Genomic DNA, 13124 nt, shown 5'->3' with positions numbered 1-13124 from the left:
CTCTACTTCTAATTCAATTTTATTTGAACATCGACACCAGCTGCCAGATCCAGTTTCATCAACGCATCTACAGTCTTGTCTGTCGGTTCTACAATATCCAACAATCTTTTATACGTTCTCAACTCATATTGATCCCGCGCATCTTTGTTTACATGCGGAGAAATCAGGATTGTGAAACGTTCCTTTTTAGTAGGCAAAGGGATCGGGCCTTTTACTTGCGCACCAGTCCTCCTTGCTGTTTCTACTATCTCACCAGCCGATTGGTCAATCAATTTATGATCAAAAGATTTCAACCGGATTCTGATAGTTTGATTTGACATATTTATTACTCAATAATGGAAGCGACGACACCGGCACCGACGGTGCGGCCACCTTCGCGGATAGCAAAACGCAAGCCCTCTTCCATCGCAATCGGCGAGATCAATTTCACGCTGACCGAGATGTTGTCGCCGGGCATGACCATTTCCACGCCTTCGGGCAGTTTGACCGCACCGGTCACGTCGGTGGTGCGGAAGTAGAACTGCGGGCGGTAGCCGTCGAAGAACGGGGTATGGCGGCCGCCTTCTTCCTTGGACAGGACGTAAATCTCGGCATTGAAGTGGGCGTGCGGCTTGATGGTGTTTTTGTGCGCCAAGACCTGGCCGCGCTCGACATCGTCGCGCTTGGTGCCGCGCAACAGCAGGCCGACGTTGTCGCCCGCTTCGCCTTGGTCCAGTAATTTGCGGAACATTTCGACGCCGGTGACGGTGGTTGACACGGTCGGGCGGATGCCGACGATTTCAACTTCCTGGCCGACCTTGATCACGCCACGTTCGATACGGCCGGTCACCACGGTGCCACGGCCTGAGATTGAGAACACGTCTTCGATGGGCATCAGGAAGGCGCCGTCAACGGCGCGCTCAGGCAACGGGATGTAAGTGTCAAGGGCTTCAACCAAGCGGACGACGGAAGGCGCACCGATTTCGCTGGTGTCGCCGTTCAACGCCAGCAGGGCGGAGCCTTTGATGATCGGGGTGTCGTCGCCAGGGAATTCGTACATGTCCAGCAGTTCGCGGATTTCCATTTCCACCAGTTCCAACAATTCTTCGTCGTCAACCATGTCGGCCTTGTTCAGGAACACGACGATGTAAGGGACGCCAACCTGCCGCGACAACAGGATGTGCTCGCGGGTCTGCGGCATCGGGCCGTCAGCGGCCGAGCAGACCAGGATGGCGCCGTCCATTTGCGCCGCACCGGTGATCATGTTTTTGACATAGTCGGCATGGCCGGGGCAGTCAACGTGGGCATAGTGGCGTACGGCCGATTCATACTCAACGTGTGAAGTGGCGATGGTGATACCACGCGCGCGCTCTTCGGGGGCGTTGTCAATTTGATCGAAGGCTTTAACTTCACCGCCTTGCAGCTCGGCCATCACCTTGGTCAGCGCGGCGGTCAATGTTGTCTTGCCATGGTCAACGTGCCCGATGGTGCCTACGTTGACGTGCGGCTTGCTACGTGAAAATTTTTCTTTGGCCATGAGTTAATACCTTATATTTATTCAATTTTATGAAGATTTTTTAATGATAGCATCTGCAATATGGGCAGGTGTTTCATTGTATTTTTCAAACAGCATACTGTATGTAGCCCGCCCTTGGGTTGAAGAACGCAGATCAGTTGCATAGCCAAACATTTCAGCAAGCGGCACTTCGCAACTAATTACTTTACCGGATGGCAAATCTTCCATACCCTGAATAATGCCACGACGTCTATTAATGTCGCCAACAACATCACCCATATATTCTTCTGGAGTTACAACTTCAACTTTCATTATTGGCTCAAGCAAAACAGGAGATGCTTCATGTAAGCCCTCTCGGAAACACATGGAACCTGCAATTCTAAAAGCCATTTCGTTCGAATCCACATCATGATACGAACCATCAAATAATGAAACCTTTACATCTAAAACAGGAAACCCCGCTAAAACACCGCTTTTTAGCTGTTCCTGAACACCTTTATCAACTGCGGGTATATATTCTTTTGGAACAACACCACCAACTATTTCATTTACAAATTCGTAGCCTTTGCCTGCTTCAAGCGGCTCAATCCGTAGCCAGACATGTCCATATTGCCCTCGACCTCCGGTTTGTCTTATAAACTTTTTTTCATGCTCAACAGATTTGCGTATTGTTTCCCTATAAGCAACCTGAGGATTACCTATGTTCGCATCAACGCTAAACTCCCTTTTCATCCTGTCGACAATTATTTCAAGATGCAACTCACCCATCCCTGAAATTATCACCTGCCCAGACTCCTCATCAGTGTAAACTCTAAATGAAGGGTCTTCCTGGGCCAATCTGGCTAGCGCAACCGCCATCTTGTCTTGATCGGCTTTGGTTCTAGGCTCAACGGCTATTGAAATAACAGGATCAGGAAAGTCCATTTTTTCCAATAGAATCACTGAATTCAAATCACACAGAGTATCGCCGGTTGTCACATCTTTAAGACCGATGGCGGCCGCAATATCACCCGCATAAACTTCTTTTACTTCTTCCCTGCTATTGGCATGCATTTGCACGATACGACCAATGCGCTCTTTTTTCTTTTTTATTGGATTGTAAATAACATCCCCGGAATTCAAAATCCCTGAATAAACCCGGAAAAAGGTCAATACCCCGACAAATGGATCCGCAGCAATCTTGAAGGCCAAAGCAGAAAAAGGCTCTGCATCATCTGCCTTTCGAAGAACCTCCCTTTCCTCGTTTTCTAACAGGCCTACCACAGGTGGAATATCAACAGGAGCGGGCAGATATTCAATCACAGCATCCAACATTGCCTGAACACCTTTGTTTTTAAAGGCTGAACCACAAAAAGCCGGCACTATTTGATTTTCTATGGTCCTTATCCGTATTCCGTGCTTTATCTCTTCATCGGTTAAAATTCCGTTTTCAAGATATTTGCCCATATACTCTTCATTTGCTTCAGCAGCCGCTTCAATAATATTTTCACGCCACTTTTCACACTCTGAAAGCATATCTGACGGCACTTCTTCCTCAGTAAAAGTCATACCCATATTGGCTTCCTCCCAATATATGGCTTTCATCTTCACCAAATCAACAACGCCCTTATAATCTTCTTCCACACCGATAGGCAACTGCATTGGCACCGGGTTTGCGCCAAGCCTATTTTTTATTTGCTCAACCACCCTAAAAAAGCTTGCACCGGTACGGTCCATTTTATTTACAAAGACCAGCCGCGGCACATTATATTTATTTGCCTGCCGCCACACAGTTTCTGACTGTGGCTCAACACCACCTACTGCACAAAAAACCGCACACGCCCCATCCAGAACCCGCAATGACCGCTCCACCTCAATCGTAAAATCCACATGACCAGGCGTATCAATTATATTTATGCGATGTGGCTGAAACTGTTTTTGCATACCACTCCAAAAACATGTGGTCGCAGCTGAAGTTATCGTAATACCTCTTTCTTGCTCCTGCTGCATCCAATCCATAGTAGCAGCACCATCGTGCACTTCCCCAATTTTATGGGAAACACCGGTATAATAAAGAATGCGCTCCGTAGTAGTGGTCTTCCCGGCATCAATATGGGCCATAATGCCAATATTTCGATACCTATCAACAGGTGTTTTACGAGCCACTCTACATAAAACCTATTTTAGTTAAAACCGATAATGAGAAAATGCCTTGTTTGCTTCCGCCATTCTATGGGTATCTTCACGTTTCTTAGCAGCATTTCCTTTGCCTTCGAAAGCATCCATCAACTCACCAGCCAATTTTGAAGCCATGCTTCTTTCGTTTCTCTTACGAGAAGCATCGATCAACCAACGCATTGCCAACGCCATGCGTCTGGAAGGCCTTACCTCAACTGGAACCTGATAAGTCGCACCACCAACCCTACGGGACTTAACCTCAACCCGTGGCTGGACATTTTCTAGCGCTTTAGACAACACATCCAATGGAACCGAGTGCCCCTTATGCTCAATCACGTCAAGAGCACCATAAACAATAGATTCAGCAACAGACTTTTTACCGCTTTCCATGATCATATTCATGAACTTCGTCAACATCACGCTATTGAATCTTGGATCAGGAATAATCTCTCTTTTTGTTGCAACTCTTCTTCTAGACATTTTTATTATCCAATTTTTTTAGCTTTTAGGCCGCTTAGTTCCATACTTGGAGCGCCCACACTTTCTGTTGTTTACGCCAGAAGCATCCAAGCTACCACGAACAACGTGATACCGCACACCAGGCAAATCCTTAACACGACCACCTCTTATCAAGACCACGGAATGCTCTTGGAGGTTATGGCCCTCGCCGCCAATGTAACTACTCACTTCAGCGCCATTTGTCAGCCTGACCCTTGCAACCTTACGCAAGGCCGAGTTAGGTTTTTTAGGTGTTGTTGTGTAAACACGGGTACAAACACCCCTGCGCTGAGGACACGCCTCAAGCGCCGGCACGTTGCTTTTCTCTATTCTCTTAGCACGCGGTTTACGAACCAATTGGTTAATCGTGGCCATATTTATTTTTCTCTCCGATATACAATTAACCGTCAGACAATAACTCACCAACCATCAAGAACACTGACGGTCAAAATTGTTTTCGATTTAACTAAATTACTTTAACTCACGTTAGCAGGACATTTTACTTGCCTATAACATGCAGGTCAAGCATATTTTAAATTTCCTTGATTAGATTTATATATTCAAGGCTTGTTTCAAGGCTTCTTCCGTATCAATGACCGGCGTACTATTGCTGTCAACGGCCTGATGCTGGGCAAACCTATTTTTTCTATGCTCATGATAAGCCAGTCCTGTTCCAGCTGGAATCAAGCGGCCAACTATCACGTTTTCTTTAAGCCCTTGTAAACTATCACTTAAGCCTCTAACAGCGGCATCTGTTAAGACACGCGTTGTTTCTTGGAAAGAAGCTGCTGAAATAAAGGACTCGGTTGCTAAAGAAGCTTTGGTGATACCTAACAAAATGGATTCGAAGCTGGCGGGGATTTTTCCTTCGGTTTCCATTTTATCGTTTTCAACCCTAACAGCGGCGCGTTCGACTTGATCACCTTTTAAGAACGTGGTGTCACCAGACGCAGTAATCTCAACTTTTCTAAGCATTTGTCGAATAATACATTCAATATGCTTATCGTTGATCTTCACGCCTTGCAGACGATAGACATCCTGAATTTCTTTAACCAAATAGTTTGCTAACTCTTCGATACCTCTTAACCTCAAAATATCATGAGGCGTCAACTCACCTTCAGCGATCGTCTCGCCTTTCTCTACATATTCACCTTCAAAAACGGTGATATGCCGCCACTTAGGTATTAGCGTTTCAATTTGTTCGCCCTGCGCATCGGTGATAATGACCCGTTGCTTGCCTTTGGTCTCTTTACCAAAAGAAATCGTACCGCTGGTTTCAGCAAGGATGGCTGGATCTTTGGTTTTACGGGCTTCAAATAAGTCCGCTACGCGCGGCAAACCACCGGTAATATCCCTAGTCTTACTTGACTCTTGCGGAATTCTTGCCAGAACGTCACCTACTTTTACTTCACCACCATCTTTGATGCCGGCAATTGCGCCCGCAGGTAAAAAATATTGCGCCGGAATTTCTGTGCCTGGCAATAAGATACCATTACCATCACGATCAATTAACTTGACCATAGGCCGTAATTCTTTACCCGCACTTCCACGTTGTTTCGGATCTGTAACCACTAAAGAACTTAAACCGGTGACTTCATCAGATTGTTTTTGTACAGTGACACCGTCAACAAAGCTGACCAACTCAACAAAACCATCCACTTCAGTAACAACGGGATGTGTAAACGGATCCCAATTTACAATAATATCACCAGCACTGATTTTGCTGCCTTCCTGCACAGAAAGCACCGCGCCATAAGGGATTTTATAACGTTCCCTTTCACGGCCATAGTCATCAACGACACAGACCTCACCCGATCTTGAAACAGCAACTAGATTGCCTTCACGGTTCGCAACCGATTTCAAGTTACTAAGGCGTACAGTACCTGCAGATTTGACTTGGACATTACTAATCGCCGCCGATCTGGACGCCGCACCACCGATATGGAAAGTACGCATGGTCAACTGGGTTCCAGGCTCACCAATCGACTGTGCGGCAATCACGCCTACTGCTTCGCCTATATTGACGTGATGGCCACGACCTAAATCCCGGCCATAACAAGCGGCACAAACACCGTGACGGTTTTCACATGTGATGACCGAACGCACGACAAGCTGGTCGACACTGTGTTCATCCAGTACAGAAACCCAATGTTCATTCAGCAATGTGCCCATAGGGACGATTACTTTTTCACCAGCCGGATCCATAACATCGTTGACAACAACCCGGCCTAATACACGCTCCGACAAAGGCTCAACAACATCACCACCTTCAATAATCGGCATCATGACCAAGCCATCCTTCGTACCGCAATCATGGCCCGTAATGACCAAATCCTGGGCGACATCAACCAGACGGCGTGTCAAATAACCAGAGTTTGCGGTTTTTAACGCCGTATCAGCCAAGCCTTTACGTGCGCCGTGGGTGGAAATAAAGTATTGCAGTACGTCCAGCCCTTCGCGGAAATTTGCGGTAATCGGCGTTTCAATGATCGAACCATCAGGTTTTGCCATCAAGCCCCGCATACCAGCCAACTGCCGTATCTGCGCTGCAGAACCCCGCGCACCGGACTCCGCCATCATAAAAATGGAGTTGAAGGATTTTTGTTTTACGATATTGCCTTCGGCATCCACGACCGATTCTTCCCCCAAACCATCCATCATGACTTTTGCGACTTGATCGTTGGCATGTGACCAAATGTCCACCACCTTGTTGTACCGTTCCCCATCAGTCACCAAACCGGAAGAATATTGGCTTTGGATTTCATTCACCTCGGCTTCCGCTGCGGCAATGATGTCCACTTTTTTGGCGGGGATCGCCATGTCTTCGATACCGAAGGACACACCGGAAATGGTCGCATAGCGGAAACCTAGATACATCAACTGGTCAGCCAACACCACCGTGTCTTTATTGCCTAAATAACGGTAACTGTAATTGATCAATCGGGAAATGTTCTTTTTGGTCATATCGCAGTTGACCAATTCATAAGGCATGAGGTCAGGGACAACTTCCCAAATCAACGCGCGGCCTACCGTCGTTTTGACACGATAAGTCTTTTCTTCAATTTCGCCTTGTTCGTTGCGCGTTTTTTGCGTGATCCGAACATGAATCTTAGCTTGCAATTCGACCGTTTTGGCTTGCAATGCTTTGTGTATTTCAGCGACATCGACAAAAATACTGCCATCGCCTTTAGCATTGATTTTTTCGCGGCTGATGTAGTACAAGCCCAAAACCACGTCTTGCGATGGATTAATGACCGGTTCACCATTAGCAGGCGACAAAATATTGTTGGTCGCCATCATTAAGGTTCTGGCTTCCAACTGCGCTTCGATGGACAACGGAATATGCACCGCCATCTGGTCACCGTCAAAGTCGGCGTTGAACGCGCTACAAACCAATGGATGCAATTGGATCGCCTTACCTTCGATCAAGGTCGGCTCAAATGCCTGGATACCCAATCTGTGCAAAGTCGGCGCACGGTTGAGCAAAATAGGATGTTCGCGGATAACTTCTTCGAGAATATCCCATACTTCCGTGCCTTCCCTTTCGACCATTTTCTTGGCGGCTTTGATCGTCGTCGCCAAACCACGGAATTGCAATTTGCTAAAAATGAACGGCTTGAACAATTCCAAAGCCATTTTTTTCGGCAAACCACATTGGTGCAAGCGCAATGACGGCCCCACCACGATAACGGAACGGCCTGAGTAATCCACCCGTTTACCCAGCAAGTTTTGCCGGAAACGGCCTTGCTTGCCTTTGATCATGTCCGCCAACGATTTCAACGGACGCCTGTTAGTGCCGGTGATGGCCCGGCCACGACGGCCATTGTCCAGCAACGCATCGACCGATTCTTGCAACATACGTTTTTCGTTACGGACGATGATGTCAGGCGCGTTCAAATCCAACAACCTGTTCAGACGGTTGTTCCGGTTAATGACACGGCGATACAAATCATTCAGGTCGGAGGTCGCAAAACGCCCCCCATCCAAAGGCACCAACGGACGCAATTCGGGTGGTAAAACGGGGAGAACCTGCAAAATCATCCATTCAGGACGGTTTTTAGAACTCAACAACGCGTCCATGACTTTTAGTCGTTTGGCATATTTTTTTATCTTTGTTTCGGAGCTAGTGGAATTGATTTCCTCACGCAAGACATTGACTTGATCTTGTAAATCAATGGCTTTTAACAATTCATAAATAGCCTCGGCACCCATTTTTGCGACAAAGTCATCGCCATGCAGTTCGACCGCATCCAGATATTCATCATCGGTCAGTAATTGGCCTTTATCCAACGGAGTCAAGCCAGGATCTAAAACCACGAATGATTCAAAATAGAGCACACGCTCAATTTCACGCAAAGTCATATCCAACAACAGTGCGATTCTGGACGGCAACGATTTTAAAAACCAAATATGTGCAACCGGGCTAGCCAAGTCGATATGGCCCATACGCTCACGGCGAACTTTCGACAAAGTGACTTCGACACCACATTTTTCGCAAATGACCCCACGATGCTTCAGACGCTTGTACTTACCGCACAAACATTCATAATCACTGACCGGGCCAAAAATCTTGGCGCAAAACAAGCCGTCACGCTCTGGTTTAAAAGTACGGTAGTTGATGGTTTCCGGCTTTTTTACTTCACCGTAAGACCAGGAACGGATCATATCTGGCGAGGCCAAACCGATGCTAATTCCGTCAAAATCGTCCGCACGACCTTGGCGTTTTAAGAAGTTCATTAAATCTTTCAAGAGCTAGTCCTCTTTAAAATAATCTCTGGAGTATCCCAGAACAGGCTTTCATGTAGTGGCGGTAAACTACGCGATTATTCGCGTTGTAATTCAATATCCACAGCCAATGAGCGAATTTCTTTAATTAAAACATTAAATGATTCTGGCATACCTGCTTCCATTTTATGATCACCGTCCACGATATTTTTATACATGCGGGTACGACCCGTCACGTCATCAGATTTGACGGTGAGCATTTCCTGTAAAGTATAAGCCGCGCCATAAGCTTCCAATGCCCAGACTTCCATTTCCCCGAAACGCTGGCCGCCAAACTGCGCCTTGCCGCCTAACGGTTGTTGGGTGACTAAGCTGTAAGGGCCGGTCGAGCGGGCGTGCATTTTGTCATCGACCAAATGGTTCAGCTTCAACATGTACATGTAACCGACCGTGACTTCGCGCTCGAACGGCTCTCCAGTCAGTCCGTCATACAGGGTGATCTGCCCGTGCTCAGGCAAATCCGCCAATCTGAGCATGGTACGGATGTCTTCTTCGTCTGCCCCATCAAAAACAGGTGTTGCCATCGGCACGCCCGCCACCAGATTGGCAGCCATTTCCAGAATTTCTTTATCCGTGAACGAATCCAAATCTTCTTTGCGACCGCTACAGTTATAAATTTTGTCCAGATACTCGCGAATTTCAATAATTTTCGCTTTCGCTTCAAGCATCTTGCCGATTTTTATACCCAAACCTTTCGCCGCCCAGCCTAAATGGGTTTCCAAAACCTGCCCGACGTTCATACGCGACGGTACACCCAAAGGGTTCAGAACGATGTCAACCGGATTGCCATCGGCAGTATAAGGCATGTCTTCAATCGGCCTAATCATCGAGATGACACCTTTGTTACCGTGGCGACCCGCCATTTTGTCACCTGGCTGGATGCGTCGTTTCACCGCCAAATAGACTTTGACCATTTTCAACACACCTGGCGGCAAATCATCGCCCATCGTGATTTTTTTGCGCTTGATTTCAAATTTTTCGTCAAAATCTTTGCGTTGCTGCTCGATTTGGATGACAACCATTTCCAATTGCAGGTTGATTTCTTCATCCTGCATTTTGATTTTCAACCAATCAGAACGTTTCAGTCCATCCAGATGCTCCTGGCTTATTTCAGTATTAGCCCGCAAGCCCGCACCTGCCATCGCCACTTTACCGACCAATAACTTGGCGACGCGTAAGAAAATATCTTCTTCGAGAATTTTCAACTGGTCATCCAAATCTTTCCGATAACTTTTGATTTGCTCGTGCTCAATGTCCAAGGCGCGTTTATCTTTTTTGACGCCATCACGGGTAAAGACCTGTACATCAATGACCGTACCTTCAATGCTGCCAGGTACGCGTAGCGAAGTGTCCTTCACATCGGCGGCTTTCTCGCCAAAAATGGCGCGTAACAATTTTTCTTCCGGCGTCAGTTGGGTCTCGCCTTTGGGTGTGACCTTGCCGACCAGAATATCGCCGCCCTTCACTTCCGCACCGACATAAACAATCCCGGATTCGTCCAATTTTGCCAACGCTTCTTCGCTGACATTAGGAATATCGGCCGTGATTTCTTCTGGGCTATGCTTGGTGTCACGCGCAACGCAGGTTTTTTCTTCAATATGGATGGTAGTGAAGCGGTCTTCTTTGACAACCCGCTCGGACACCAAAATGGAGTCTTCGAAGTTGTAACCATTCCACGGCATAAAAGCCACCAACATATTTTGGCCTAAAGCCAATTCACCCATATCAGTGGATGGGCCATCGGCGATAATATCGCCAGCGTTGACCAAATCCCCAGGCTTCACCAAGGGTTTTTGATTGATACAGGTGTTTTGGTTGGAGCGGGTATATTTTATCAAGTTGTAAATATCCACACCTGGACTACCCGTTTCGGTTTCGGTGTCATTGACCCGGACTACGATCCTGGCGGCATCGACCGCTTCAATTTTTCCGCCACGGGTGGCAACAACGGTCACCCCGGAGTCTTTGGCAACCGTCCGCTCCATACCTGTGCCCACCAATGGCTTTTCAGCCCTGAGCGTAGGCACGGCTTGACGCTGCATGTTGGAGCCCATCAAGGCGCGGTTAGCGTCATCATGTTCCAAGAACGGGATGATGGATGCCGCGACCGAGACAATTTGCTTGGAAGACACGTCCATGTATTGGACCGTGTCGGACATTGCCAGGGTAAACTCGTCTTTGTGCCGGCATGACACCAGGCCATCGACTAATTTGCCCTTTTCATCGACCGCCACACTGGCCTGGGCGATGACAAATTCACCTTCTTCAATAGCCGACAAATAATCGACTTGATCGGTCACATGTCCATCGACCACTTTCCGATAAGGCGTTTCCAGAAAACCGTAGTTGTTGGTGCGTGCATAAACCGACAATGAATTGATCAAGCCAATGTTCGGGCCTTCAGGCGTTTCAATTGGGCAAACACGACCATAATGCGTGGCGTGTACGTCGCGGACTTCAAAACCGGCACGCTCACGGGCCAAACCACCAGGCCCCAAAGCTGAGACGCGGCGTTTATGTGTCACTTGTGATAATGGATTGTTTTGATCCATAAATTGCGACAACTGGCTGGAGCCAAAGAATTCTTTGACCGCCGCCGAAACCGGTTTGGCATTGATGATTTCTTGCGGCATCAACCCTTCTGAATCAGCCAAAGTTAAACGTTCTTTCACGGCACGTTCAACCCTGACCAAGCCGACACGGAATTGGTTTTCAATCATCTCGCCAACTGAACGGACGCGGCGATTGCCCAAATGGTCTATATCATCAACGTTGCCGTTTCCATTACGGATGCTGATCAATTCTTTGAGGACATCAATGATGTCATTTTTAGTCAAGGTTCCTGGCCCGACAATTTCTTCACGTCCCAAACGGCGGTTAAATTTCATCCGACCGACGGTTGACAGATCATATCTGTCGTCGGTAAAAAACAAGTTTTGAAACAAATTCTCGGCTGATTCTTTTGTAGGCGGCTCGCCAGGGCGCATCATGCGGTAAATTTCAACTAACGCTTCGAGGGAATTTGTCGTCACATCCAAACGCATGGCATTGCTGATGTAGGGCCCCCTATCCAGGTCATTGACGAAAAGCGTGTTGATTTCTGAAATATTATTTTCTATACAACGCTCAATCAAGGCATCAGTAATTTCATCATTGACGTTGGCAATCAACTCCCCGGTCGACTGTTCAATGACATTGTGCCCTAAAATCTTGCCAATTAAATATTCCCGCGGGACTTCAACTTCAGTCATACCGGCTTTATTCATTTCCCGAATATGCTTGGCGGTAATTCTGCGGCCTTCTTCAACCAATGCCTGTCCGTTGTATTTGATGTCGAATGCGGCAATTTCGCCACGCATCCTTTCAGGCACAATGTGGAACAAACACTGTTCCGCACTCAACGTAAATTTATTAGTTTCGAAGAATATTTTAATCATTTCTTCGTTATCAAAACCTAAAGCCCGCAGCAAAATGGTGGCGGGGATTTTTCTGCGCCTGTCTATCCGTACATACACACAGTCTTTATGATCAAACTCGAAATCAAGCCATGATCCACGGTAAGGAATCACCCGCGCATTGAATAATAATTTACCCGATGAATGGGTTTTACCTTTATCATGGTCAAAAAACACGCCTGGCGAACGGTGCAATTGCGAGACAATCACGCGCTCCGTCCCATTGATGACAAAAGTTCCGTTTTCTGTCATTAAAGGCAATTCGCCCATGTAGACTTCTTGTTCACGAATGTCTTTGACGACCTTGGCATTGGCCGGGGCTTCTTTGTCATAAATGACCAGACGCACCAAAACCCTTAGGGGCGCGGCAAAGGTAGCCCCCCGTTGTTGACATTCCCTGACATCAAAAACGGGTTCTCCTAACCTGTATTTCACATACTCAAGCACCGCATAACCGGAATGGCTCTCAATTGGAAACACGCTGGAAAAAGCAGAATGCAAGCCAATATCGGCACGTTTCTCAGGCGTCACGCCCAGTTGCAAAAAGCTGGCATAAGAATTAATTTGTGTTGCCAGAAGATAAGGGACTTCGAGTACTTCGGTGCTTTTGCCAAAGTTATTTCGAATACGCTTTTTTTCGGTAAAAGAATAGGACATATCGCTTCCAAACTTTTCGTCATGAAATGTTTTTACTGCACAATTAATGTAAACAGTAAAAGGCCGGTGACTATTGC

7 protein-coding genes are annotated in these 13124 nt (G+C 47.1%); all 7 read right to left on the bottom strand.

Features of this window, described 5'->3' with window-relative positions; translation table 11 throughout:
* Positions 1-8: 8 nt before the first annotated feature.
* The 7 genes from rpsJ to rpoB all read right to left on the bottom strand — a co-directional run bounded on the left by rpsJ (position 9) and on the right by rpoB (position 13047).
* Positions 9-320, bottom strand: coding sequence for a 30S ribosomal protein S10 (rpsJ, locus tag PHH59_RS08170; protein ID WP_005373966.1), 312 nt, complete (start codon positions 318-320; stop codon positions 9-11).
* Between the two features lie 5 nt (positions 321-325).
* Positions 326-1516: an elongation factor Tu gene (gene tuf / locus PHH59_RS08165; RefSeq protein WP_019864933.1), complete on the bottom strand. Its 1191-nt coding sequence runs from the start codon at positions 1514-1516 to the stop codon at positions 326-328.
* Positions 1517-1543: 27 nt separating this feature from the next.
* Positions 1544-3640, bottom strand: a complete 2097-nt coding sequence (gene fusA, locus PHH59_RS08160) for an elongation factor G (protein WP_300013972.1) — start codon at positions 3638-3640, stop codon at positions 1544-1546.
* A 21-nt stretch (positions 3641-3661) separates the two neighbouring features.
* A complete protein-coding gene (gene rpsG, locus PHH59_RS08155; RefSeq protein WP_300013969.1) occupies positions 3662-4132 on the bottom strand; it encodes a 30S ribosomal protein S7 in 471 nt (156 codons plus the stop codon).
* Between the two features lie 18 nt (positions 4133-4150).
* Entirely contained in the window at positions 4151-4525 is a 375-nt protein-coding gene (gene rpsL / locus PHH59_RS08150) for a 30S ribosomal protein S12 (protein WP_019864937.1), read from the bottom strand.
* Positions 4526-4702: 177 nt separating this feature from the next.
* Positions 4703-8899, bottom strand: coding sequence for a DNA-directed RNA polymerase subunit beta' (rpoC, locus tag PHH59_RS08145; protein WP_300013962.1), 4197 nt, complete (start codon positions 8897-8899; stop codon positions 4703-4705).
* 74 nt (positions 8900-8973) lie between these two features.
* Positions 8974-13047 carry a DNA-directed RNA polymerase subunit beta gene (gene rpoB / locus PHH59_RS08140; protein ID WP_300013959.1) on the bottom strand — a complete coding sequence of 1358 codons (4074 nt, stop codon included), beginning with the start codon at positions 13045-13047 and terminating at the stop codon, positions 8974-8976.
* Positions 13048-13124: the final 77 nt, after the last annotated feature.

Source organism: Methylovulum sp., from assembly GCF_028687615.1.
GTDB lineage: Bacteria > Pseudomonadota > Gammaproteobacteria > Methylococcales > Methylomonadaceae > Methylovulum.
Note: the sequence above shows the minus strand (reverse complement) of the source record. Positions and strands in the feature narration are given on the sequence as shown.

What these genes read in the sequence shown, in the direction of transcription:
- rpsJ (WP_005373966.1), bottom strand. Translation starts at nt 320, where the DNA reads ATGTCAAATCAAACTATCAGAATCCGGTTGAAATCTTTTGATCATAAA.
- tuf (WP_019864933.1), bottom strand. Translation starts at nt 1,516, where the DNA reads ATGGCCAAAGAAAAATTTTCACGTAGCAAGCCGCACGTCAACGTAGGC.
- rpsG (WP_300013969.1), bottom strand. Translation starts at nt 4,132, where the DNA reads ATGTCTAGAAGAAGAGTTGCAACAAAAAGAGAGATTATTCCTGATCCA.
- rpsL (WP_019864937.1), bottom strand. Translation starts at nt 4,525, where the DNA reads ATGGCCACGATTAACCAATTGGTTCGTAAACCGCGTGCTAAGAGAATA.
- rpoB (WP_300013959.1), bottom strand. Translation starts at nt 13,047, where the DNA reads ATGTCCTATTCTTTTACCGAAAAAAAGCGTATTCGAAATAACTTTGGC.